The sequence below is a fragment of the Streptomyces sp. NBC_00557 genome (assembly GCF_036345995.1).
Classification (GTDB): Bacteria; Actinomycetota; Actinomycetes; order Streptomycetales; family Streptomycetaceae; genus Streptomyces.
This window is the reverse complement of the sequence record NZ_CP107796.1, coordinates 576,523-598,864: the sequence shown is the minus strand read 5'-3', so window position 1 is coordinate 598,864 and position 22,342 is coordinate 576,523. Positions and strand designations below refer to the sequence as shown.

Below are 22,342 nucleotides of genomic sequence, written 5' to 3'. Positions count from 1 at the left end.
ATGACGCTGGAACCCGCCGCAGGCGCGGTGCAGGCGGTCGTGCTGTACGACGGACGGCTGCTGCTCGTGGACGACGGCGGCGGCTGGGCACTGCCGTCCGGCACGCCCGAGCCCGCCGAGTCGCCCGCCGCCACCGCGGCACGCGTCGTCTACGAACTCACCGGGTACCTCGTCGACGGCACCGAGGCGCTGACCCCGCAGGACGGCGCCCCGGCGGTGGTGTGCCAGCTGCTCAGCGAGACCCCGTCGGACGGGGCGAGCCTCGCGCCGGACCGGGTGCGCTGGGCACCGATACCCGAGACCGCCGGCGTGACACTCCCGGCAGCCGTCCACCAGTACCTGCAGGGACACACACCCGTGTGAGGGGCACCGGCCGGCGCTCCGCCGACGGGTGCGCCGGGCAACCGGGCGGCCGTCCGCCCAGTGGCCGCCTTCGGCGCGTCCGGCCGTCGCGCATTCCCGGCAACCGCCGGTCATCGTCGAGGAGTCGTCCGAGGGACCTCGAAGAGCGCCCGCTCGTTCGCCGACAAGCGGCGCCCCATCTGATAACCGACGCCTATCACCTCATCGAAAAAGCCGCTTTGACGTGCGCTGGGAAAGGGGCGGATGCTGCCCCGCAGTGGTCACGGGAGAAAGAGGCGCACCGGAACATGAGCGGTATCGAGGACCCCGGCGACGAGCTGACCGTCACCCCGCCCAAGCGCTGGGCGACCGGCGTCCCGGCGGTGACGCACGCGCTGGAGTACGCGCTGGGGCAGACGACCGTACGACGGACCGCGCTGACCCTGCTGAACATCAACCAGGCCAACGGGTTCGACTGCCCGGGATGCGCCTGGCCGGAGCCGGCACCGGACCAGCGGCACCGCAACGAATACTGCGAGAACGGCGCGAAGCACATCAGCGACGAAGCCACCTCGCGACGGGTGACCGCCGAGTTCTTCCGCCGGCACTCGATCGCCGAACTCGGCGCGAAGTCGGACTACTGGCTCAACCAGCAGGGCCGGCTGACCGAGCCCATGATCAAGCGGCCCGGCGCCGGCCACTACGAACCCGTCGGCTGGGACGAGGCGTTCGACGTGCTCGCCGGAGAACTCCGCCGCCTCGACTCCCCGGACGAGGCCCTCTTCTACACCTCCGGCCGGCTGAACAACGAGGCCGCCTTCCTGCTGCAGCTCTTCGCCCGCGCCTACGGCACCAACAACCTGCCGGACTGCTCCAACATGTGCCACGAGTCCAGCGGTTCCGCGCTGACGGAGACGCTCGGCATCGGCAAGGGCAGCGTCTCGCTCGACGACCTCCACACCGCCGACCTCGTCTTCGTCGTCGGACAGAACCCGGGCACCAACCATCCGCGCATGCTCACCGCGCTGGAGGAGACCAAGCGCAACGGCGGCGGGGTCATCGCCGTGAACCCGCTGCCGGAGGCCGGACTCATCCGCTTCAAGCACCCGCAGAAGGCACGCGGAGTGCTCGGCCGGGGCACCGCGATAGCCGACCAGTTCCTGCAGATCCGCCCCGGCGGCGACCTGGCCCTCTTCCAGGCCCTCAACCGGCTGCTGCTGGAGGCCGAGGACGAACGCCCGGGCACCGTGCTCGACCACGCCTTCATCGGCGCCCACACCACCGGCTTCACCGACTTCGCCGACCACGCCCGGAAGGTCCCCTGGGACGACATCCTCACCGCGACCGGGCTGACCCGCGAGGAGATCGAGCGCGTCCACGACCGGGTGCTGGAGAGCAGGAAGATCATCGTGTGCTGGGCGATGGGCCTCACCCAGCACAAGCACGGCGTCCCCACCATCCGCGAAGTCGTCAACTTCCTGCTGCTGCGCGGCAACATCGGCCGGCCGGGCGCGGGGGTGTGCCCCGTGCGCGGCCACAGCAACGTCCAGGGCGACCGGACCATGGGCATCTGGGAGCGCATGCCCCAGAGCTTCCTCGACGCCCTGGGCCGCGAGTTCGGCTTCACCCCGCCCGCGCGGCACGGACTGGACTCGGTCGACGGCATCCGGGCCATGCGCGACGGCAGGGCGAAGGTGTTCCTCGGCGTCGCCGGCAACTTCGTCCGGGCCACCCCCGACAGCCATGTCACCGAGGAGGCGATGCGGCGGTGCCGGCTCACCGCGCACATCTCCACCAAGCTCAACCGCTCCCACACGGTCTGCGGCGACATCGCCCTCATCCTGCCCACGCTCGGCCGCAGCGACCGTGACATCCAGGCGTCCGGCGAGCAGTTCGTCACCGTCGAGGACTCCATGAGCGAGGTGCACGCCTCCCGCGGACGCCTGGAGCCGGCCTCCCCGCACCTGCTCAGCGAGGTCGCCGTCATCAGCCGGCTGGCCCGCCGGACGCTCGGGCAGACACCGGACATCCCCTGGGAGGAGTTCGAGGCGGACTACGGCGCCGTCCGCGACCGCATCTCCCGCGTCGTACCGGGCTTCGAGGACTTCAACGCCCGGGTGTCCAGGCCCGGCGGCTTCCGGCTGCCCAACCCGGTCAACCGGCGTGTCTTCCGCACCCCGAGCGGCAAGGCCGTCTTCACCGTCAACGAGTTCACCATGCCGCACATCCCCGAGGGTCATCTGCTGCTGCAGACACTGCGCTCCCACGACCAGTGGAACACCGTCCCGTACGCCATGGACGACCGCTACCGCGGCATCCGCAACGCCCGCCGGGTCGTGCTCGTCAACCCCGACGACCTGGCCGCCCTCGGGTTCGCCGACCGAGACCGGGTGGACCTGGTGACCGTCTGGCACGACGGGCGGGAACGCCGGGCGGAGGACTTCCGTGTCGTCGCCTACCCCGCGAGCCGCGGCTCGGCGGCCGCCTACTACCCCGAGACCAACGTCCTCGTACCGCTGGACAGCGTCGCGGACATCAGCAACACCCCCACCTCCAAGGGCGTGTTGATCCGTCTGGAGCCCGCCCGGGCCGCCGGCCGGGCCGGCTGAGACACCAGGACGCACGGAGGGCGGAGAGGACCAGGACATGGGACGCGTGACGGTGCGCCGGAGGGTGCTGCGGATCCGCGACGGAGTGCCCTCGGGCCGGCCGGACACCCTGGCCGCCGAGGAACCGATGGAGATACGCGTCGGCGGGCGCCCCCTCACCGTGACCATGCGCACCCCGGGCGACGACTTCGACCTCGCGGCCGGCTTCCTCGCCGGCGAGGGCGTCGTCCACGGCGCCGGCGACATCACCGCGATCCGCTACTGCGCCGGCGCCACGGCGGACGGCGGCAACACCTACAACGTGGTGGACGTCGCCCTGGCCCCCGGCGTGGCCCTGCCCACCGCCTCACTGGAACGCAACTTCTACACCACTTCCTCCTGCGGCCTGTGCGGCAAGGCCGGCCTGGACGCGGTCCGCATGGCCTCCGCGTGGTCCGTGGCCGAGGACCCGCTGACGGTGGGCCCGGAGCTGCTGGCCCGTCTGCCCGAGCGGCTCCGCGCGGCACAGAAGGTCTTCGACAGCACCGGAGGCCTGCACGCGGCCGGACTGTTCACGGCCGACGGCGAGCTGCTGTGCCTGCGCGAGGACGTGGGCCGGCACAACGCCGTGGACAAGGTCGTCGGTCACGCCCTGCGGTCCGGTCTGCTGCCCCTGCGCGGCACGGTGCTGATGGTCAGCGGGCGTGCCTCCTTCGAGCTGGTGCAGAAGGCGGTACTCGCCGGGATCCCGCTGCTGGCCGCCGTCTCGGCCCCCTCCTCGCTGGCCGTGGACCTGGCCGCCGACAGCGGGCTGACCCTGGTCGGCTTTCTGCGGGGCACATCGATGAACGTGTACGCCGGCCAGGCACGGCTGCGGCCGCGGCCGGTATGCTGACGTCCCTCTGAACCCATCCCGCGTCCCCTACCGCCCCGGATCGCCGGGCACGCGTTCCAGGGCGGAGGCCACGTCCGTGGTGCGGGCGATGTCCGTCAGCGCCCTGGCCATCACCGACCCCGGCTCCCGGGCGGCGATCACCAGACCCACGGGGACCGACGCCTCGGGCTCGACCAGCGGCACGGTGCGCATGCCGTGCGGGACGCCGAACACATGGAGCCAGGCCTGCGGCACGACGGCCGCCCACCGCCCCGTGCGCACATGGGCGAACAGCGCCGCCACGGAGTCCGTCTCCAGCCGCGGCGAGGGCCGGGTCCCGGCCTGCGCGAAGAACTCGTCCAGCACGCGGCGGCCCTGCATCGCCGGGGTCAGCATGCACAGCGGCAGCCGCGACGCCTCCGCCCAGGTCGCGGTCGTACGCCGGGCCAGCCCGTCGGCGGCCGTCAGCAGCAGGACGTACCGCTCCTGGTAGAGCGGCACCGTGTGGAAGCCCTCCGCCACGTCCTCACGCAGATAGGTGACCCCGGCGTCGAGCTCGAAGTTCTGCAGCTGCCGCAGGATGTCCACGGACTGCATGTCCGCCGTGACCTCCACCGTGACCAGCGGATGCGCCGCGCAGAACGGGCCGGTCAGCTCCGCCACGGCACCGGACGCGGTCGGCACCGTACCGATCCGCATCCTGCCGCTCAGGCCGCTGCGCAGGACGTCCACCTCGTCCTTGAGGGCGTCGCGGTCGGCGAGGATCCGCTGCGCCCACACGACGATGCGCTCACCCTCGGGGGTGAGGCCCTCGAACTTGCGGCCGCGGCGCACCAGCGGTACGTCGAGTTCCTCCTCCAGCTTGCGCAGCGCCTCCGACAGGGCGGGCTGGGAGACGTAGCAGGCCTGGGCGGCACGGGCGAAGTGGCGCTCCCGGGAGAGTGCGACGAGGTATTCCAGCTGACGAAAGAGCACGGCACGGGTCTACCCGACGGTGTCCCGCAACGCCAGTTCCGGACCGCAGGACCACCCGGCAGCCCGACCGCCCGTGTCCCGCCGTAGCACGACGTCACCGCGACGTCGACTCCTGTCCTCCGTTTGCGGCGCCGTGCCCGCCGGGGTTCAGTGAGTACGGACCCCGGAACAACGATCCCCGCGGATCACCGGCCTGCCCCCGCGCCCAGGAGCTGTCATGTCGATGTCTTTCGGTGCACCGTTCGGTTCGTCGGATCCCTTCAGCGAGTTGTTCAACCGGTTCTTCGGGATGTCACCGGCGTCGTCGCCTCCGGCGGTGCAGCGGGTGCCCATCGGCCGGCTGCTGACGGAGTCCTCGCAGGAACTGCTCAACCTGGCCGCGCGGCGGGCCGTCGAGGACGGCACCTCCGACCTGGACACGGAACACCTGCTGTGGGCGTCTACCCAGGTCGAACCGTCCCGGCGGCTGCTCGCGCAGGTGGGCGTCGACCCCGACAGGCTCGCGGACGAGATCGCCGGGATCCTTCCCCGGGAGTCCGGCGAGCCCTCCTCGCAGCCGGGTCTCACCCCCGCCGCCAAGCGCACCCTCCAGGCCGCGTTCGCCCGGTCGCAGGCCGCCGGTGTGTCGTACATCGGCCCCGAGCACATCCTCGGCGCCCTGCTCGGCGACAGCGACACGGGCGCCGCCAAGCTGCTGCGCGCCGAGGGCCGCGACACACGGAAACTGTCGGACCTGACCGACCAGGCCGCCCACGGCAACGGCACTTCCGCCGAACGGAAGAAGGCGCCGGCGACGACGCTGGACGAGTACGGCCGGGACCTGACGGAGGAGGCCAGGGCGGGGAAGCTGGACCCGGTGGTGGGAAGGAGCGAGGAGATCGAGCAGACCGTCGAGATCCTCTCCCGGCGCTCGAAGAACAACCCGGTGCTGATCGGCGAGCCGGGCGTCGGCAAGACGGCGATCGTGGAGGGCCTGGCGCAGCGGATCGTGGCCGGGGAGGTGCCCGACACCCTCAAGGACAAGAGGGTCGTGGCCCTGGACCTGTCCGGGATGGTCGCGGGAGCGCAGTACCGGGGGCAGTTCGAGGAGCGGCTGAAGAAGGTCATCGAGGACGTCCAGGCGGCCCAGGGCCGGATCATCCTCTTCATCGACGAGTTGCACACCGTGGTGGGCGCGGGGGCGACGGGGGAGGGGTCGATGGACGCGGGCAACATGCTCAAGCCCGCCCTCGCCCGCGGTGAGCTCCGCGTCGTGGGCGCCACCACGATCGACGAGTACCGCAAGTACGTGGAGAAGGACGCGGCCCTCGAGCGCAGGTTCCAGCCGGTGATGGTGCCGGAGCCGACGGTGGAGGAAACGGTGCAGATCCTGGAGGGGCTGCGGGACTCCTACGAGGCGCACCATCAAGTCCGTTTCGACGACGCCGCGTTGGTGGCGGCGGCGGAGCTGTCCGACCGCTACATCACCGACCGGTTCCTGCCCGACAAGGCGATCGACGTGCTGGACCAGGCCGGTGCGCGGGTACGGCTGCGCAGCGCGGGCCGGTCCACGGAGGTGGTCAGCCGCGAGGACCGGATCGCGAAACTCCGCCGCGAACTCGAACAGGCCGTCTCCGTCGAGGACTTCGAGAAGGCGTCGGAACTGAAGCGGCAGATCGCCGAGGCGGAGGGCGAACTCGCGGGCATCGAGGAACGCCGCGAGGGCGTCGTGTCGGTGACGGCGGCGGACATCGCCGACGTCGTCTCGCGCCGTACGAAGATCCCGGTCTCCCAGCTCACCGCGAGCGAGAAGGAGAAGCTGCTCAGGCTCGAGGAGGAGATGCACGCCCGGATCGTCGGCCAGGACGAGGCCGTCACCGCGGTGTCGCAGGCGGTACGGCGCAACCGGGCCGGCATGGGCGACCCGAACCGGCCGGTGGGCTCCTTCCTCTTCCTCGGCCCGACCGGCGTCGGCAAGACCGAACTCGCCAAGACCCTCGCCGAGCTGCTGTTCGGCGAGGAGGACCGCATGATCCGCTTCGACATGAGCGAGTTCCAGGAGAAGCACACCGTCGCCCGCCTCGTCGGCGCCCCTCCCGGATACGTGGGCTACGAGGAAGCCGGCCAGCTGACGGAGAAGGTACGCCGCCAGCCGTACAGCGTCGTGCTGTTCGACGAGGTGGAGAAGGCGCATCCGGATGTGTTCAACACTCTGCTGCAGATCCTGGACGACGGCCGGCTGACCGACGCGCAGGGGCGCACCGTCGACTTCCGGCACTGCGTGATCATCATGACGTCCAACATCGGCGCACACCGGATCCTGGACCACAAGGGTGATGTGTCGGAACTGAAGGACGTGCTGATGGAGGACCTGCGGACCAGGTTCCTGCCGGAGTTCCTCAACCGGATCGACGACATCATCATCTTCCACGGCCTGACCGAGGAGGACCTCGGGAAGATCGTGGACCATCTGCTCGACCAGAGCAGACGCCGCGTCCACGCCCAGGGGATGCGCCTGGAGGTGACCGAGGCGGCCAAGAAGCTGCTCATCGCCCACGGCCACCAGCCGGAGTTCGGCGCCCGTCCGCTGCGCCGCACCATCCAGGCGGAACTCGACAACCGGATCGCCATGCTGCTGCTCAGCGGGGAGGCCGAACCCGGCGACACCATCGTCGCCGACGTCGAACACGACTCACTGCACTGCAGGGTCCGCAGGAGCGAGGGCTCCCCCGAGGAGGGCTGACCCCGCGCCGTTCATCCGTCCTGGTTCTGCTCCCCGATCGCCACCACGACCGCGCTCGACGGGCCGTCCGGTGTGTCGAAGCTGACCGAGTCACCGGCGCGGTGTCCGAGCAGGGCACGGCCGAGCGGGCTGCCGGAGGTGACCAGGGTCTGGTCCATGGCCTCGGCGAGCTCGCCGATCTGGACCGTCTCCACCGAGCCGTCCGGGAAGCGGACGGTGACCGTGCTGCCCACCCCGACCACGTCGGTGGGGGCGGGCCCGGCCACGTCGGCCTGGCGCAGCCGGTCGGTGATGGCCTCGATACGGCGGTCCAGGCGATCCAGCTGAGTGGCGCGCTGCAACTGCTCGGCCTGGTCCGCCTGGTCGCCCACGTCCGTCCGGTCCCGCAGGGTTCCTGCGACGAGCCGGCGCTCGTCGCGCAGGTCGGCCAGCTCTTGCTCCAGCGCGCTGCGGGCAGCGGCACTGATCGGCTGCGGGTCACCGGTCATTCCGGCTCCTCTGATTCAGGGGAGGAATCTTGATGAGACGGGCATTTTTCGCATCGTACCAACGGGGATCCGCGGTCGTGCTCCCTGACGCCTGCGGGCGGGTGGAGGCTGCGGTGGAGGTTCACCACATCCGGATATACGGTATTTGCAGTTGTCCTCCGCGCTGCTCTCCCTCCCCGTCCAGGAGGTTTCCATGTCCTCGAAGCGACGCCGGAAGAAGAAGTCCCGCCGCAACCACGCCGCCAACCACGGCAAACGCCCTCAGTGCTGAGTGTGCCGCTCAGGGATACAGCTTCTCCCGTGCGGCGAGCATGGCGACGAACTTCTCGATGCGTGCGGTCCGGGTCTGCGGCCGCTTGGCGTCCTGGATCCGGTAGAGGATCGAGTACCGGTTGCGGCTGTCCAGGGTGGCGAAGAAGTCCCGCGCCTCCGGCACGGCGTCCAGGGCGGCGCGCAGATCCTCCGGAACCGCCGCCGTGCTCTGCGCCTCGTACGCCGCCTCCCAGCGGCCGTCCGCCTTGGCCTTCTCCACTTCCCGCAGGCCGGCGGGCCGCATCCGGCCCGCCTCCATGAGCTCGGTGGCCTTCTGCCGGTTCACCCGCGACCACTTGCTGCGCGGCCTGCGCGGGGTGAAGCGCTGCAGCCAGTGCCGCTCGTCCAGCTTCTTCTTCTGCCCGTCGATCCAGCCGAAGCACAGCGCCGACTCCAGCGCCCCGGCGTAGTCGACACCGTCGATCCCGGAGTCCTTCTTCGGGATCTTCAGCCACACACCCCGTACGTCGGCGTGGTGCTCCTCCAGCCACTTCTCCCACGCCTCCCGCGTGGGAAAGGCCAGGACCGGATCGGCCCCGCTCGCTGCTCCGCCCGTCTGCGCGTCATCCGGCATGCGCCACATCAAAACCCCGCCCCCGGTGCCCGGTCAATCAGGTGGGGGGCGGGTGCCGGGGAGGCGGTGTTTCAGTCGGCCAGCTCCGGCTTGCCGAACAGGGCTGCGTAGCTGGACGGGAGCTGGCTGATGACCTGGTTCAGTTCGCCTCCGCTGACGCTGTCGGCGACGGTGCTCAGGACCGCGCCCGAGTCCCACTGGGCCGTACGCGGCCTGCCTCCGATCCGTTCGGCGACCCGCCGGTGGAACTCCTCGATACCGAAGCTCTCCGGCCGCTCATGCTTCGCCTCGGCCAGGCCGGGACCCAGCGGTCCGGGCAGCTGGGAGGCGAGGTCGTCGATCTCCCCGGGACTGATCCGCTCCGCCAGCACGCTCAGGACGGCCTCCGTGACCTCGGCCGCCTCCGCCTGGCTGTGGTACTCGCCGCGCTCGCGCACGCGGGCGAGGAACTCGTCGTACCTCATCACCGCAACCTCCGTGTCGGGGCCTCCCGCTCCCAGTACCCAGCCCGCCGGAGGATGCACGGCTCATGTCGTCCTCACGGGGTCCCGACGGAGTCGAGCCAGCGCAGCAGGCGGGCTCCTTCGCGGGTCATGACGTCCGGGTCGCGCAGGGCGTTGGCCAGGAGTGACATGCCCTGGTAGGCGCAGACGAGGGTGAGGGCCAGACCGTCCGGGTCCGGGGCGCCCAGCTCGCGGAACTGGCGTCCGGCCCAGTCCAGCAGCCGCCGGATCACCGCCCCTGCCTCGGCGTCGAGGACACCGTCGGCGCGCTTGTCGAGTTCGACGGCCAGGGTGCCGGTGGGGCAGCCGTGGCGCGCGGCGACGTCGCGCTGGTCGACCCAGGCGTCGACCAGCCCCTTCAGCCGGTCCCGCGGATCGTCCAACTGCTCCAGATGGTCGGTGAGTTCGTCCAGGTGTGCGCTGTGCTCGGCGAGCGCGGCCCGGACCAGCTCGTCCTTGGTCTTGAAGTAGTAGTAGACGTTCCCGACCGGGACGTCGGCCTCGCGGGCGATGTCGGCGAGGGTGGTGCGTTCGACCCCCTGCTCGTGCAGAACCCGCGCCGCCGCGGCCGTGAGCCGCCGGCGCTTCTGCGACGCCTGGGCGCGCCGATCCACTGAGTTGGTCACCCGACTGACTATAGACAGCCGCCGATGGGGACGTGCTACGGTCCTCTCAGTCAGTCAACTAACTAACAAGGGGGACGCGATGATCACGGTGACGGGCGCCACGGGCAACATCGGGCGGACGCTGGTCGACCTGCTGGCCGCGGCGGGCGAGGAGGTCGTGGCCGTGTCCCGGCAGCCCCGCACCGCCGGCACTCCGGCCGGTGTCCGATGGGCTCGGGCCGACACCGGGGAGGCCGCGAGCATGCGCCCCGCCCTCGAAGGCGCGCGAGCGTTGTTCCTCGTGCTGGGCGGCGAACTCAACCACCGGGGCGAGAGCCCGACGGCCCTGCTGGACGCGGCGACCCAGGCCGGGGTCGAGCGGACCGTCCTCGTGTCCTCACAGGTCAGCGCCACCCGCCCCGACGCGCCCTCGCACGCCCGGCTGCGGGAGTTCGAGGCCGCCGTGCGCGCCTGGGGCCGGGACTTCACCATCCTGCGGCCCTCCGGGTTCGCCTCCAACGCCTTCGCGTGGGCGGAGACGGTCCGCGCCGAGCGCACGGTCTTCGCGCCGTTCGGCGACGTGCCGCTGCCCGTCATCGACCCGGCGGACATCGCCGCGGTCGCCGCGGCCGCCCTGCGCGAGGACGGCCACGCCGGCCGTGTGTACGAGCTGACCGGCCCCGAGCCGATCAGCCCGCGCCGGCAGGCCGCGGACATCTCCGAGGCCCTGGGTGAGGACGTGACCTTCGTGGAACTGTCCCGCGCCGACGCCCAGGCCCGCATGGCACGGTTCATGCCGGACCAGGTCGCCGCCGGCACGCTCGACCTCCTCGGTGCCCCGCTCCCGGCCGAGCAGCGGATCAGCCCCGACGTGGAGGCGGTCCTCGGCCGCCCGGCCGGCCCCTTCGCCGGGTGGGTCGCCCGCAACCTTCCGGAATTCCGCTAGCAGGTCCTGCCCGGGTACGCGCGTACCCGGGCACCACCGGCCGTCATCGGACACGGGACGGATTCCGGCGCCCGGACGTCGTCTCCTTGCCGCCGCGTGCCTGTGCCGCCCCGCGCTCGAGACCAGAGGGACGACGGCCATGGCCGCCCCACCGACCACGCGCCGTCCCGGTGGACGCCGACGGACCGCGACGTTCCCGACCCGGCCGGGCGGGGCACACCGTCCGAGGGCTTGGCGCGTCCCGCTCCCTCAGGCCGTGTACCCGCCGTCCACCGCGAGTTCTGCCCCCGTCACATACACGGCGTCGGGTCCCGCGAGATAGGCCACGGCGGACGCCACCTCCTCGGTCGTGCCGAACCGGCCGAGAGACGTCATGGCCGCCTGGGCGTCGGCGAACGGGCCGTCCACCGGGTTCATGTCGGTGTCGGTCGGGCCCGGATGCACGACGTTCGCCGTGATCCCCCGCCCGCCCAACTCGCGGGCCAGCGCCTTCGTCAGTCCGACGACGGCCGACTTGCTCATCGCGTACAGGGTGCCGCCGGGACCCGGCGTGTGATGGGTCGTACAGCTTCCGACGGTGATGATCCGGCCGCCCGGTGTCATGAGTGCGGCGGCGGCCTGGGCGGCCAGGAACATGCCGCGGATGTTCACCGCGATCAGCCGGTCCACGTCGGCGACCGACAGGCTCTCCACCGGGCGCATCAGCCCGACGGCCGCGTTGTTCACCAGCACGTCCAGGCCGCCGAGCACCTCGGCCGCACGGCCCACCGCGCTCGCCGCCTCCTCGGCGTCCCCGGCGTCGGCGCGCAGGGCGACCGCCCGCCGCCCCAGGGCCTCGACGGCCCGCACCACGTCCTCGGCCGCCTCCTTGCCGTGCACATACGTCACCGCCACATCCGCGCCCTCGCGCGCCAGGCGCAGTGCCGCCGCCGCACCGATGCCACGGCTGCCGCCGGTGACCAGGGCCTTCTTGCCGTCAAGCGTTGCGTGTGAAGTCATGCCTCCATCTCAGCGGCGAGGCGCGAGGAACACCGGCGGCGAACGGACGTCGACCTGGCCGGGGCGGCAGCGAGGGGGGCGGCTCCGGGCATCGACGGAATTCGCCGGCGCGTACGACCGCTCGAAGTACGGCCTGCCGGTGGCGCCGTCGACGCGCGCCCTGGACCGCGGCGCGCCCCTGCATGCCCTGCCCCTTCCAGCTGGGCCAGGTTACGGTTCTCGGCTGACGGGCCGCCACGCGAGCAAGGCCCGGGGACCCCCTGATGGTCTGGACCCGGTGGTGCTGCACGTGCACTCCGGTGATGACGCGCACCGGCAGGAGCGCCCTGAGCCCGGCCGGTTACCGGTCCGAGGCCACCCCGGCCGAGCCCGCGCGGGCACGGCGGTGGGCCGCGACGCGTTCGCGGGTCGCGCAGCGCCGTGAGCAGTAGCGGCGCTCCGGGCCGGGGCCCTGCGTGATGAAGACGTTCCGGCAGGCGGCGGACGCACAGGTCCTGCCCGGCGGGAGCTGGCGGTCCCAGACGAGCACGGTCAGGGCCAGGCAGGACGAGGCGAGGAACCACTCGCCCCAGGGGGCGTCGTCGTCGCGGTCGAGATGGGGATGCCAGGGCGTGCCGCCGCCGTGCGAGGTGAGGCGGAGCGGCCCGGTGCGCGCGCCCAGCAGCCGGTTGAGGGCGACGGCGGCCTCGTCGGCGTCCTCCGCGGCGAAGACCTCCCGCAGCCGCATCGCTGCCTCGCGCATCTCGGTGACATCCCGGGCGGTCAGGTGCACGGCGCCCGACTCGCCGTACGCGCGGAGCACGTCCGCCACCCGGCCCGGATCCGGGCGCTCCTCGGTGAGGGCGTTGGCCAGGGCGGCGGTGCGGCGGGCCATGGCCAGGACGGAGTGCCGGGTGGACCAGTCGGCATCGCTGCTGGGGGACACCCGCGCACTGTAACGCATATTGTGCAGTTTTCAGTTACCTGCGTAACGTCGTGGCCGTGACAAGGCGTTACGCGATGGTGTGCTATTTCGCGGGGGCCGTGGTCGCCCGCGTCGGTGACGAGATGTCAGGACCGGCGCTGATGCTGGCGGGCTACGCCGTGGCCGGTTCGGCGGCCCGGGCGTCGGCGCTGCTGGCGGGCATCACGGCCGCCGCGGCGGCGGGCGGTCCGGTGCTCGGCGCGGTCCTCGACCGGCGACGGCGGCCCGGGCGGCTGCTGGCCGCGACGCTCGCCCTCTATGCCGCCGGGCTGGTGTCGGTCCTGGCGGGGCTGGGCCGGCTTCCGTTCACCGTGACCGTCGTCGTCGCCGTACTGACCGGACTGCTGGGCCCGGCACTGTCCGGGGGCTGGACGGGACAGTTGCCACGGGTGGTGCCCGGGGACCGGCTGCCCCGGGCCAACGCCTTCGACGCCATGACCTTCGGCCTGGCGAGCCTGACCGGTCCGGTCCTCGCCGGCGGCCTGGCCGAGGCGCTCGGGGCCTCGACCGCCGTCGTGGTGTCGGCGGCGCTGATCGGCTCGGCGGCACCCGCCGCCTGGACCCTGCCGGCCCGCCGCCCGCAGGAGCGGCGAGCGCGGCAGGGGCCGCTGATCGGCGACCTGGCCGCCGGAGTGCGGGTCATCGTGCACAACCCCCGGCTGGCGCGGGCGACCCTGACCTCGGTGGTGTGCTGTGCCGCGCAGGGCATGCTGACGGCCTGCCTCCCGCTCCTGGGCGAACGCGCCCTCGGCGCAGCCGGACGCGGCACGCTGCTGCTGTCGTGCGCCGCCGTCTCCGCGCTGGCGGCCAACGCCGTACTGGCGCGTTTCCCGCGGTCCGTCGCCCCCGACGCGCTCATCCGGGCCGGAGCGCTCATCCAGGCCGGCGCCTTCGCGCTGGCGGCGACGGCCCGTCCGGCCGCGCTCGTCCTGTCCCTGCTGCTGGCCGGGATCGGCGAAGGACCGCAGCTCACCGCCCTGTTCGCGGTACGGCACCGGGAGGCTCCGGACGATCTGCGCGGCCAGATCTTCACCATGGGCGCCAGCTTGAAGATCACCGCCTTCGCCTCGGGCGCGGCGCTCGCGGGCCCGCTCGCCACCTGGTCACTGCCCGGCGCCCTGGCCACGGCAGCGGGGGTGGCCGCCTTCGCACCGCTCGCCTGCCTCGCCGTACCGGACGCTCGCCTGCCTCGCCGTGCCCGGACCCGCATCACCCCTGACCGGCGACCGGCGAACCGGCAGCGGCGGTGACATCCGCGAGAGAGCGGACGTAGGTCAGGCCGGGGCGGCCGGACAGCGTCGTCTCGCCGACGACCGTGAACCCCGAGCGCGCCAGCACGGCCCGCGAGGCGGCGTTGTCGACCCTGGCCGCGGCACGCAGCTCCCTCAGCCCGTAACTGCGGGCTGCTCGGACGCAGATCTCCCGCACGGCCCAGGTGGCGAGTCCCCGGCCCGCGGCCCGCTCGGCGATCCGGTACCCGAGATCCGCGCCGCCGTCCGTGACGTCCACCAGATTGATCCGCCCCAGCACCTCGCCCTCGGCGCCGACCACCACATGGAAGTAACAGGCCCCGGTCTCCTGCTCGGCGAGCAGGGCGCGGTGCCGCTCGTCGAAACGGGCGAAGTAGTCGTCGCCCCGGTCCGGGACGGACGCCGCGAAATAGGCCCGGTTCTCCGTCTCGAAGGCGAGCAGCGCGGGAGCATGAGCCGGGCGGAGCAGCTGTATCTCGGGCATGACACGGAATATAGGCAAGTTGTACGTGTAAACCATAACGATCTCGGCCCAGCCCTTGTGCGCCCGCCGATTCCCTCTAGCCTCCGGGCATGGCATTTCTCTCCAGCCGCCGCAGAAGGGCCCGCCTCGCTCCTGAGCTGGACGACCAGGATCTGGGCAAGCTGCTGAAGTCCCTTGTGGCGACCACCAGGACCGGCACCATCGCGACCACCGAGCTGTGCGTGGCGCAGATGTCCCGCCTCCTGGAACAGGATCCGGGCGACTGGGACCGCCGCACGCACCGCCTGGACGTCCTGGCCGGATACCTCGCCGGATCGCATCTGCCGCGCTCGTGGGCCGCCCGTGAGCCCGGCAACGTGGACGCGCTCGTGCTGCAGGCCTGGACCCGGGTCGCTGAGGCCCGCGCCCAGGGGCGTACGGAGGACCCCGCCGGCACCGTCGAGATGTGTCTGCGCGCCGCCGAACTCGCCCCCGAAGACCCCACCCCCTGGGTGGCCCTCCTCGCTCTGGCGCGTCTGGAACGCCGCCGGCAGGCCGACGTCTTCGCGGTGTGGAACGAGGTGCTCGCGCGTGATCGCTGGAACCGCGAGGCCTATCTGAACATGCTGTCCTACCTCAGCCCGGACGAGGGGGGCTCGCGCATCCAGGTGCTGGAGTTCGTGGACACCCTGCGCGCCCGTGTGCCCGCCAACGCGCCCTGCGTGGCCACCGAACTCACCGCCCAGGTCGACCAGTACCACTCCATTCTCGACCGCGGCGGAGTCGAGGCGCTGGTCGCGCGGAACCACTGGTCCCACGTCACCGCCGCGCAGGCCCTCGACCGCGCCGCGCACTCCTGGATCCAGCCGGGGTTCCTCCGGCACGCCAAGGCGCTTGCCGATCTCAACCTCCTCGCCTACGCGTTGGTGGCCGCGGACCGGCGCGCAGAGGCGCGTGACGTGTTCGAGGCGATCGGCGGCGTGGTCACGGCCTGGCCGTGGCAGGCCGGCGGCGATCCGGTGACCGAGTTCGAGACGACGCGCCAGAAGGCCACCGCCGGGACCTGAGCGGGGCCCCCGTCCTGCTGACGGACTGTCAATTAGTCCCTGCCAGGCGGCAATAGCCCCAGGATCGCCCCGTCCGGAACCCCGTGACACTCGGTGCTGCGGGACGGGGCGATGCGGCGACGGCTCATCCGGCGGCGTCGGACGGGGACTTCTCCGTGTTCTCCGGCGCCGGCTCGGAGGCGCTGGTGACGGTGTAGAAGACGGACGAGCCCTGCTTGCTGCGCTGGGCGTTGTTGCGGGCCACCAGGTTCTCCAGCGTGGTGCGGATGACCTTGGTCTGGATCTCCCGGTCGGGATGCGCCTTGCCCAGCGCCTCGGCGACCTCCGCCGCGGACCGGGGCTCCTGCTGTTCGGCGAGATGGCGGCGGACGAGCTCGATGAGGGTGGGCTGAGCCGCCTGACCGGACGCCTTCTTCGCAGGCGCCTTCTTCGCCGCGGACTTCGTCGCCGCGGGCTTCTTGGCGGGCTGCTTCCTGCGCTCGGCCGGCTCGGGTGCGGACTTCTTGGGCGCGCGGCGCGGACCGGTGGCGGTGGTGGACTTCTTGCGAGGGGCCGGTACGACCGCTCCCTCGACCGGGGCCGTTGCCCCCGCCGAGGCCGCGACACCGAGGGCCTGCCGCATGTTCACCAGGATGGTCTGGTCGTGCTGCAGCGCGGCCAACTGCTCCTGCAGCGCCTGGATCTCGGCGGTGATGCGTTCCTGTTCCTTGACGTTGTGCTCGAGGTCGTTGGTCACCTGGCTGACGTACTGCGACGCCAACTCGGTGACGGGTGCGGTGGGTTCGGGCATCTGTGGCTCCAATCGCGACTCGGGTGCGCTCCGCTGCCTGCTGTCGCGGCGAGCGCGGAGCGGAAGCTGTCCTGCGGATCCCCCGACACATGGATGATACGGATGGTTTGGCGGTTTTCACTGCGTGAATCCTGTGCGTGGCGCGCAGGTGTGCCGTTCCGCTGCGCGGCCGCTCCCATGTGTCACCCGTCTCCGGTGCCATGCGCGAGAGCCACTACAGGGGTGAGATCGGGTTCTCCCGAAGCCAGTTCAGAACCTGCTGGGCGTGCTCGTGCGGCGGGAAGACCGGGTAGAAGACATGCTCGACCACACCGGCGCGGAGGACGAGCGTGAGGCGCTTGAACAGCCGCATCCCGTCGACCTCGAACGTGGGCAGACCGAGCGTGCCGGCCACTTCGAGTGCCGGGTCGGAGAGCATGTCGAAGGGCAGCCCGAGACGCTCCACGACCTCCCGCTGGTAGTCGGTGTCCTGGCTGGACAGCCCGTAGACGCGGCCGGCGCCGGCTTCCAGGAGGTCGTGGAAGTGGTCCCGGAAGCCGCATGACTCGGGGGTGCAACCGCTGGCGCCGGGGATGGATTTCCAGCCCTCGGGCAGGTCGGTGCCGGGGCGGCCGGTGAGCGGGTAGACGTAGACGACCGTGCGGCGGGGGCCGAGTGTGTCCAGGCGGACCCTGCGGCCCGCCGTGTCGGGCAGGGTGAGGCTCGGTGCCTTCGTGCCGGGAAGGTGGTCCGCCGCGCCGTCGTCCTCGGGCTCGGGCAGGTCCGCGGGCAGCGTCAGGTAATCCATGCCTCCGGTACCGCTCTTGGCGGGCGGTGCCACCCGGCTCCCGCGGTGGGCCGCGGCGTTCAGACTGGCGATCAGCATCGCGCGGCGGGCCGTCAGCGCCTCGATGCGCCCGGTCAGCTCGTCGATGGCCTCGCGGTACCCCGCGAGGGAGGCGGGACAGTCGTCCGCGTGTGCGCGCCCGGCCGCCAGGCACTCGAGGAAGGGGCGGGTGCGTTCGGCGGGGATACCGAGCCGGTGGAGCGTCCTGATCTCCCGCACGAGGCGTACGTCGTCCTCGCCGTAGTCCCGGTAGCCGTTGGTGAGACGCGCGGGCGTTATCAGCCCCAGCGACTCGTAGTACCGCACGGCCTTCGTCGTCACCCCGGCCAGACCCGCCAGCTCACCGATCCTCATTCCGATCACCTCGGCCACCACGCTAAACCCTGCCCACGGGGGCAAGGTCAAGGGTGGGCGGGGCGACGGGACGGCGGCCGCCACCCGGTCCCACGCCCGGCCGGAATCCCCGGCCGAGGCCGTCCGGTACCGCGAGGCGGGCGAGTGGCCGTCGGCGAACTGCCGTGGGCCGTAGGTGATCCAGGCCTGTTGCCGGCCGGATGTGCCGTCACTGGTGCGCCTCCCCCGGTGGTGAGGCGGCCGAGTCCAGGATGTGTCTGCGCAGCCCGCCCGGGTCCAGGGCAAGGGTGTTCGGCACGGTCTCGTTCCCCACCGGGGCTGTCCTGTCCACCGTGCCGGCGACAGCCTCGCGGAAGCCGTCGGCGGAACATCAGCAGACCGAGCGCGGCCACGGGGCGCAGGACCGAGCGGCCCCGGAGCGACACGACGACCTGTATCTCCCAGTGGTCCTCGTCGTGCCGAAGCGGTGCTCTGTCATCGCTCCACGATGGCCCCGGACCGCGCGTACGGGGAGGGCAGGTTCAGGAAGAGTCCTGCGCCAGTCGCCGCAGGATCTCCACGGCGTGCTCGGCGTCCTCGTAGGGCACGAAGAGGTGGTCGTGGTGGAAGCCGGCGACGACGTTGCAGCTCAGGCCGGCGTCGGCGAGGGCGCGGGAGACCGCGGCGGTCAGTCCCACGGCGGCGAGCGCCGAGTGGACCCGCAGGGTGATCCAGCCGGCCACATAGTCGTACGCCATGCCCGCCGCGTCCGCCTCCGCCTGCGGCACGACGAGGGTCAGCCCCTCCTGTTCGGCCACCGTCACCACCGGGGTGACACCGGAGGGCACCCCGCCCTCCGCCGTGGTGAAGACATAGCGGCCCGGATTCAGCTCCGGGCGCAGGTCGCGCAGCAGTGTCTGCAGTTCGGTCTCGCCGGTCACGGACCCACACTACGGTCCGTGCGGCCGCTCCCCGGGGAGGCGGGGTGGGAGGGTTCGCCGATATGCAGGACGGCGTCCACCGCTTCGAGTGTCGCCCGGTCGAGCGGGAAGTAGGCCTGCTCGGGACGAGTGTCCGTCCGGGTGCGGGCGTCCGGGGGAGCGGTGGCCGCCGCCAGACCCCAGGTGGGGATACGGCTCTGGAGCAGGCCCTCGTACGTGTCCGGGGCGGGATCCCCCAGTCCGAGGACCTCGCTGCGGCCCAGGCTGCCGGCGACGCAGACGTACCGTGGGCCCAGGAGCGCGCCCACGATGGCGCCGGCGCCGGACCACTCGACGGCCAGGTCTCCCTCCCCCCAGATGCTGGGGCTTCGCTTCAGATGGTGGTTGTGCGCGAAGACCAGCGTCGCCCCGCGCTCTTCCTCGATGCCGCGGATGTCGAGGAGGTTCTGGGCCATGAGCGCGTCCCGGACGGCTGCCAGACCGGCTATCCGGGCGCTTCGCCCGAGGGGCCTGGCCGACTGCCGGTGGTAGCGCAACAGGCCCAGGGCGGCGGTGAGATGGATCCTGGCCCTGAACCACTCGTCGCGCGAGGTCGCCGCGATCCGTTGCGGGGCGCGTGCGTAGAGCGTGGTGAGCATGTCGTCGGCGATCGACCGCAGCCGCTCGGCCTCGGGCGTGGCGCCGGGTGACATGGCGGCGTCCAGGACGGCCTCCGGTCGGCTCCATCGGGCGTCGTCGCCGGTGAGGCCCGCGATGTCGAGGCGGAGGCCCAGATAGTCGCGGGCGTGTTCCAGAAAGGTCCGGGGGCTCGGTGCGCTCATGGTCTCCATCGGCGCGTCGAAGCCGTGGAAGGCGAGCCGCTCTTCGGGCGGCCGGTGCCGGTTGTACTCGCGCATCCAGCCGACCAGCCGCCGGTTGGCCTCCTGGTCCCCGAAGCCGTGCGAGAAGCCCTCGCGCATGACCGCGTCGAGGTCCCCGGCTCCGCCCTGGACGTAGTCGTCGACGGCGAGCGCCGCCACGCGGTCGGTCTCCAGGGCGATCGACCGGAATCCGCACGCGGCCAGCCGGGGGAGCAGTTCGTTCCTGATCCGCCCGAAGGCCGGTTCCCGGTGGGTCGGCTCGCCCAGCGCCAAGAGGTCGCACGAGGGGGTCACGAAGTCTCGGATGTCCTGACTCATGGACCTCAAGCGTATCCTTGAAAGGACGGTTGAGACTTCGGGGCGCTACAGTGGCCGGATATGCCGCGCACGCGGCCAGAAGCTGCGACAAAGTCTCAACCGGTGATCTCCTTGCGACCGACCGATCTCGCGCGCGAGCACGGCATCTCGACGCAGGCCGTGCGCAATTACGAGCGGCACGGATTCATCCCGGCCGCCGAGCGCACCCGCAGCGGCTACCGGATCTACACCGAGGTGCACGCCGCCGCGCTCCGCGCCTACCTCTCGCTCGTACCGGCGTACGGATACGCGACGGCCGGCCAGATCATGAACGCGTTGCACCGCGACGCACTCGACGACGCCCTGACGCTCGTCGACCGCGGCCACGGCCAGCTGCTCCGCGACCGGGACACCCTCGCCGCGGTACGCACAGCGGTGACGCACCTGACGGCGGGATCGGCGCCCGCCCCCGCGCCCGCCCGCGACACCGGCACCCGCACGGTCGGCGAACTCGCCCACCAACTCGGCGTCACACCGGCCACGTTGCGCAACTGGGAGGACGCCGGCATCCTCACCCCGGACCGGGATCCGGCGACCGGGCACCGGGTCTTCCGCGCCGACGACGTCCGCGACGCCGAACTCGCGCACCTCCTGCGGCGCGGAGGCCAGCCGCTCGGACACATCGCCACCGTGATCGGCCAGATCCGTACGGCCGGGGGCACGGACGCACTCGCCGCCTCCCTGGAGACCTGGCAGCGCACGCTCACGGATCGAGGCCTGGCCATGCTGCACGCGGCCACCCGCCTGCACGCCTACCTGGCTCACCTCGACACCGGAAGCCGCACCCACGGTTCCTGAACCCGTCACCCGACGCCATCTTCACGGCGGGCTCGACTCGGCCTCCGAGCAGGGCGCAACGAAGGGGGGCGCGTCCGGCGTCGAGCGGGGCACGGCGAGTCCCCGTCAGGCGGCGTCGGCCGGGGCCCGGAAGTAGTGCCCCTTCTCGAGGTCCTCGAGAAGGCCCGGGTGAGCCGGCTTCCAGTCCAGCAGTTCGCGGGTCAGCGTGCTCGACGCCGCGAAGTCGAGGCCGACGACCCCGGCCAGCCAGCCGAAGTGCTCAGGCGCGTCCTCCGGCGCCACGGAGACCACCGGCACGTCGAGGTGCCGGCCGATCACCTCGGCGACATCGCGGATCGCGACGCCCTCCTCGGCGACCCCGTGCAGCACGGAACCCGCCGGGGCCCGCTCGACGGCCAGGCGGAACAGGTGCGCGGCGTCGAGTCGGTGGACGGCGGGCCAGCGGTTGGCGCCGTCGCCGATGTAGCCGGAGACACCCTTGGCGCGGGCGGTGGCGACCAGCGCCGCCATGAATCCGTTGTCCCCGTCGCCGTGGCAGGTCGGCGAGAGCCGGACCACGGAGGAACGGACACCGCGCTCGGCGAACGACAGCACCTGCTGTGCCGTCGCGGCGCGGATCGAGAAGTGTGAGCCGTCCACGGTGGGCATGTCCTGCTCGGTCGCCGTCCGCCCGGTCGCGAGGCCGGCCAGGCCGGAGGCCAGGACGAAGGGACGGTCGCTGCCTGCCAGCGCGGCGCCGAAGGCGTCGACGGCGCGGCGGTCGGCCTCGGCGGCGCCCTTGAAGTCGCCGCTGAAGGCGATGTCGTGCTTGAAGGCGAGGTGAATCACGGCGTCCGACGCGGCGGCCGTGTCCCGGAGCACGTCGAGATCGTCGACGGTGCCGCGCACGGGCTCCGCGCCCGCCGCGACGAGCGCGGCGGCGGAGGCCTCGGAGCGGGCGAGCCCGACGACCTGGTGGCCGGCGTCGAGGAGCTCGGGTACGAGGGCGGATCCGATCCAGCCGGAGGCGCCGGTGACGAAGATGCGCATGGAAGACCCCAGACACTCGATGTCAGTGACTGACATAGACGCTACACCTGATGTCAGTCGCTGTCATCCCGGTAGGATCGCGGCATGGGTAGATGGCAGCCGGACGCGCGCGGACGCTTGGCCAAGGCCGCACTGGAGCTGTACGCGGAGCACGGGTACGAGCAGACGACCGTGGCGGAGATCGCCAAGCGGGCCGGGCTCACGGAGCGCACGTTCTTCCGCCACTACGCCGACAAGCGGGAGGTGCTCTTCTCCGGCTCCGCCGATCTGGAGGCGCTCATCGTGCGGACGGTCGCCGACGCGCCGCCGTCCGCCGCACCGCTCGACGCGCTGGCCGCCGGACTGGACTCCGTCGCCGAGGTGTTCACCGACCGGCGTGAGCACGCGCGCCGGCGGCATGCCGTGATCACGGCGCACGCGGAACTGCGGGAGCGGGAGCTGATCAAACTCGCGTCGATGGCGTCCGCGCTCGCCGGCACCCTGCGCGGACGCGGCGTCGCCGAGCCGGCCGCGAGTCTGGCCGCCGAGGCGGGGGTCGCCGTGTTCAAGGTCGCCTTCGAACGGTGGATCGCGCCGGGCGAGGAACGCCCGATGCGGCAGCTGATCCGGGAGTCGCTGACCGAACTGAAGGCGGTGGCCTCGGAGTTGCGCGTTCCCGGCGCCCTTGCTTGACGTTCCGGTAACGATCCACCGGAGATCGACACGCGCTTACATGGAACGTACATACGATCCTTGG

At 72.1% G+C, this 22,342-nt stretch carries 22 protein-coding genes; 9 read left to right on the top strand and 13 right to left on the bottom strand.

What is annotated here, in order from left to right; genetic code table 11:
- The 3 genes from OG956_RS02045 to fdhD all read left to right on the top strand — a co-directional run bounded on the left by OG956_RS02045 (window position 1) and on the right by fdhD (window position 3,825).
- A complete protein-coding gene (locus OG956_RS02045) occupies window positions 1-363 on the top strand; it encodes an NUDIX hydrolase (protein ID WP_330336177.1) in 363 nt (120 codons plus the stop codon).
- A 287-nt stretch (window positions 364-650) separates the two neighbouring features.
- Window positions 651-2,951, top strand: a complete 2,301-nt coding sequence (locus OG956_RS02040) for an FdhF/YdeP family oxidoreductase (RefSeq protein ID WP_330336176.1) — start codon at window positions 651-653, stop codon at window positions 2,949-2,951.
- 37 nt (window positions 2,952-2,988) lie between these two features.
- Window positions 2,989-3,825 (top strand): formate dehydrogenase accessory sulfurtransferase FdhD, encoded by an 837-nt coding sequence (fdhD, locus tag OG956_RS02035; RefSeq protein WP_330336175.1) that lies wholly within the window; start codon window positions 2,989-2,991, stop codon window positions 3,823-3,825.
- 27 nt (window positions 3,826-3,852) lie between these two features.
- Here fdhD and OG956_RS02030 read toward each other — a convergent pair whose 3' ends face one another.
- Window positions 3,853-4,779, bottom strand: coding sequence for a LysR family transcriptional regulator (locus OG956_RS02030; RefSeq protein WP_330336174.1), 927 nt, complete (start codon window positions 4,777-4,779; stop codon window positions 3,853-3,855).
- A 217-nt stretch (window positions 4,780-4,996) separates the two neighbouring features.
- Here OG956_RS02030 and OG956_RS02025 point away from each other — a divergent pair, with 217 nt between their 5' ends.
- Window positions 4,997-7,501, top strand: coding sequence for an ATP-dependent Clp protease ATP-binding subunit (locus OG956_RS02025; protein WP_330336173.1), 2,505 nt, complete (start codon window positions 4,997-4,999; stop codon window positions 7,499-7,501).
- A gap of 11 nt (window positions 7,502-7,512) precedes the next feature.
- Here the strand turns inward: OG956_RS02025 and OG956_RS02020 are convergent, their stop codons facing one another.
- The 4 genes from OG956_RS02020 to OG956_RS02005 all read right to left on the bottom strand — a co-directional run bounded on the left by OG956_RS02020 (window position 7,513) and on the right by OG956_RS02005 (window position 10,004).
- Window positions 7,513-7,989, bottom strand: a complete 477-nt coding sequence (locus tag OG956_RS02020) for a GreA/GreB family elongation factor (protein ID WP_330336172.1) — start codon at window positions 7,987-7,989, stop codon at window positions 7,513-7,515.
- 280 nt (window positions 7,990-8,269) lie between these two features.
- A complete protein-coding gene (locus OG956_RS02015) occupies window positions 8,270-8,875 on the bottom strand; it encodes a YdeI/OmpD-associated family protein (RefSeq protein ID WP_330336171.1) in 606 nt (201 codons plus the stop codon).
- A gap of 71 nt (window positions 8,876-8,946) precedes the next feature.
- Entirely contained in the window at window positions 8,947-9,339 is a 393-nt protein-coding gene (locus OG956_RS02010) for a DUF2267 domain-containing protein (protein ID WP_330336170.1), read from the bottom strand.
- A 74-nt stretch (window positions 9,340-9,413) separates the two neighbouring features.
- Window positions 9,414-10,004 (bottom strand): TetR/AcrR family transcriptional regulator, encoded by a 591-nt coding sequence (locus OG956_RS02005; protein ID WP_330336169.1) that lies wholly within the window; start codon window positions 10,002-10,004, stop codon window positions 9,414-9,416.
- Between the two features lie 79 nt (window positions 10,005-10,083).
- Here OG956_RS02005 and OG956_RS02000 point away from each other — a divergent pair, with 79 nt between their 5' ends.
- Window positions 10,084-10,929, top strand: a complete 846-nt coding sequence (locus OG956_RS02000) for an NAD(P)H-binding protein (protein WP_330336168.1) — start codon at window positions 10,084-10,086, stop codon at window positions 10,927-10,929.
- 249 nt (window positions 10,930-11,178) lie between these two features.
- On the opposite strand, the gene OG956_RS01995 is transcribed toward OG956_RS02000, so the two are convergent.
- Both OG956_RS01995 and OG956_RS01990 read right to left on the bottom strand, forming a co-directional pair.
- Window positions 11,179-11,928: an SDR family oxidoreductase gene (locus OG956_RS01995; RefSeq protein ID WP_330336167.1), complete on the bottom strand. Its 750-nt coding sequence runs from the start codon at window positions 11,926-11,928 to the stop codon at window positions 11,179-11,181.
- Between the two features lie 340 nt (window positions 11,929-12,268).
- Window positions 12,269-12,871 carry a CGNR zinc finger domain-containing protein gene (locus tag OG956_RS01990; RefSeq protein ID WP_330336166.1) on the bottom strand — a complete coding sequence of 201 codons (603 nt, stop codon included), beginning with the start codon at window positions 12,869-12,871 and terminating at the stop codon, window positions 12,269-12,271.
- A 56-nt stretch (window positions 12,872-12,927) separates the two neighbouring features.
- Between OG956_RS01990 and OG956_RS01985 the strand changes: the two genes are divergently transcribed.
- Complete coding sequence (locus OG956_RS01985; protein ID WP_330342705.1) at window positions 12,928-14,142, top strand: MFS transporter; 1,215 nt, start codon at window positions 12,928-12,930, stop codon at window positions 14,140-14,142.
- Here the strand turns inward: OG956_RS01985 and OG956_RS01980 are convergent.
- Window positions 14,102-14,626, bottom strand: a complete 525-nt coding sequence (locus OG956_RS01980) for a GNAT family N-acetyltransferase (RefSeq protein ID WP_330336165.1) — start codon at window positions 14,624-14,626, stop codon at window positions 14,102-14,104. The genes OG956_RS01985 and OG956_RS01980 overlap by 41 nt on opposite strands.
- Before the next feature lie 89 nt (window positions 14,627-14,715).
- On the opposite strand from OG956_RS01980, the gene OG956_RS01975 reads away from it, so the two are divergent.
- The gene (locus OG956_RS01975; protein WP_330336164.1) at window positions 14,716-15,672 is read left to right on the top strand and encodes a hypothetical protein; all 957 of its coding nucleotides are present in this window, start codon (window positions 14,716-14,718) and stop codon (window positions 15,670-15,672) included.
- Between the two features lie 124 nt (window positions 15,673-15,796).
- Here OG956_RS01975 and OG956_RS01970 read toward each other — a convergent pair whose 3' ends face one another.
- The 4 genes from OG956_RS01970 to OG956_RS01955 all read right to left on the bottom strand — a co-directional run bounded on the left by OG956_RS01970 (window position 15,797) and on the right by OG956_RS01955 (window position 19,740).
- Complete coding sequence (locus tag OG956_RS01970) at window positions 15,797-16,462, bottom strand: hypothetical protein (protein ID WP_330336163.1); 666 nt, start codon at window positions 16,460-16,462, stop codon at window positions 15,797-15,799.
- Window positions 16,463-16,676: 214 nt separating this feature from the next.
- Window positions 16,677-17,642: a MerR family transcriptional regulator gene (locus tag OG956_RS01965; protein ID WP_330336162.1), complete on the bottom strand. Its 966-nt coding sequence runs from the start codon at window positions 17,640-17,642 to the stop codon at window positions 16,677-16,679.
- A 521-nt stretch (window positions 17,643-18,163) separates the two neighbouring features.
- Complete coding sequence (locus OG956_RS01960; RefSeq protein WP_330336161.1) at window positions 18,164-18,562, bottom strand: ACT domain-containing protein; 399 nt, start codon at window positions 18,560-18,562, stop codon at window positions 18,164-18,166.
- The gene (locus tag OG956_RS01955; protein WP_330336160.1) at window positions 18,559-19,740 is read right to left on the bottom strand and encodes an erythromycin esterase family protein; all 1,182 of its coding nucleotides are present in this window, start codon (window positions 19,738-19,740) and stop codon (window positions 18,559-18,561) included. The genes OG956_RS01960 and OG956_RS01955 overlap by 4 nt, the downstream gene beginning before the upstream one ends.
- A 102-nt stretch (window positions 19,741-19,842) precedes the next feature.
- Here OG956_RS01955 and OG956_RS01950 point away from each other — a divergent pair, with 102 nt between their 5' ends.
- Window positions 19,843-20,577, top strand: coding sequence for a TioE family transcriptional regulator (locus OG956_RS01950; RefSeq protein WP_330336159.1), 735 nt, complete (start codon window positions 19,843-19,845; stop codon window positions 20,575-20,577).
- A gap of 105 nt (window positions 20,578-20,682) precedes the next feature.
- On the opposite strand, the gene OG956_RS01945 is transcribed toward OG956_RS01950, so the two are convergent.
- On the bottom strand, window positions 20,683-21,606 hold the full coding sequence (locus OG956_RS01945; RefSeq protein WP_330336158.1) for an SDR family oxidoreductase: 924 nt from the start codon (window positions 21,604-21,606) through the stop codon (window positions 20,683-20,685).
- 84 nt (window positions 21,607-21,690) lie between these two features.
- On the opposite strand from OG956_RS01945, the gene OG956_RS01940 reads away from it, so the two are divergent.
- Window positions 21,691-22,278 (top strand): TetR/AcrR family transcriptional regulator, encoded by a 588-nt coding sequence (locus OG956_RS01940; RefSeq protein ID WP_330336157.1) that lies wholly within the window; start codon window positions 21,691-21,693, stop codon window positions 22,276-22,278.
- The last annotated feature ends 64 nt before the right edge of the window (window positions 22,279-22,342 follow it).

Excerpts from the sequence above, each read along its gene's own strand:
- OG956_RS01985 (WP_330342705.1), top strand. The coding sequence starts at position 12,928 with ATGGTGTGCTATTTCGCGGGGGCCGTGGTCGCCCGCGTCGGTGACGAG.
- fdhD (WP_330336175.1), top strand. The coding sequence starts at position 2,989 with ATGGGACGCGTGACGGTGCGCCGGAGGGTGCTGCGGATCCGCGACGGA.
- OG956_RS01970 (WP_330336163.1), bottom strand. The coding sequence starts at position 16,462 with ATGCCCGAACCCACCGCACCCGTCACCGAGTTGGCGTCGCAGTACGTC.
- OG956_RS01955 (WP_330336160.1), bottom strand. The coding sequence starts at position 19,740 with ATGAGTCAGGACATCCGAGACTTCGTGACCCCCTCGTGCGACCTCTTG.
- OG956_RS01965 (WP_330336162.1), bottom strand. The coding sequence starts at position 17,642 with ATGAGGATCGGTGAGCTGGCGGGTCTGGCCGGGGTGACGACGAAGGCC.
- OG956_RS02010 (WP_330336170.1), bottom strand. The coding sequence starts at position 9,339 with ATGAGGTACGACGAGTTCCTCGCCCGCGTGCGCGAGCGCGGCGAGTAC.
- OG956_RS01975 (WP_330336164.1), top strand. The coding sequence starts at position 14,716 with ATGGCATTTCTCTCCAGCCGCCGCAGAAGGGCCCGCCTCGCTCCTGAG.
- OG956_RS02000 (WP_330336168.1), top strand. The coding sequence starts at position 10,084 with ATGATCACGGTGACGGGCGCCACGGGCAACATCGGGCGGACGCTGGTC.
- OG956_RS01980 (WP_330336165.1), bottom strand. The coding sequence starts at position 14,626 with ATGCCCGAGATACAGCTGCTCCGCCCGGCTCATGCTCCCGCGCTGCTC.
- OG956_RS01995 (WP_330336167.1), bottom strand. The coding sequence starts at position 11,928 with ATGACTTCACACGCAACGCTTGACGGCAAGAAGGCCCTGGTCACCGGC.
- OG956_RS02025 (WP_330336173.1), top strand. The coding sequence starts at position 4,997 with ATGTCGATGTCTTTCGGTGCACCGTTCGGTTCGTCGGATCCCTTCAGC.
- OG956_RS02015 (WP_330336171.1), bottom strand. The coding sequence starts at position 8,875 with ATGCCGGATGACGCGCAGACGGGCGGAGCAGCGAGCGGGGCCGATCCG.
- OG956_RS02020 (WP_330336172.1), bottom strand. The coding sequence starts at position 7,989 with ATGACCGGTGACCCGCAGCCGATCAGTGCCGCTGCCCGCAGCGCGCTG.
- OG956_RS02040 (WP_330336176.1), top strand. The coding sequence starts at position 651 with ATGAGCGGTATCGAGGACCCCGGCGACGAGCTGACCGTCACCCCGCCC.
- OG956_RS01940 (WP_330336157.1), top strand. The coding sequence starts at position 21,691 with ATGGGTAGATGGCAGCCGGACGCGCGCGGACGCTTGGCCAAGGCCGCA.
- OG956_RS01990 (WP_330336166.1), bottom strand. The coding sequence starts at position 12,871 with ATGCGTTACAGTGCGCGGGTGTCCCCCAGCAGCGATGCCGACTGGTCC.
- OG956_RS01945 (WP_330336158.1), bottom strand. The coding sequence starts at position 21,606 with ATGCGCATCTTCGTCACCGGCGCCTCCGGCTGGATCGGATCCGCCCTC.
- OG956_RS02045 (WP_330336177.1), top strand. The coding sequence starts at position 1 with ATGACGCTGGAACCCGCCGCAGGCGCGGTGCAGGCGGTCGTGCTGTAC.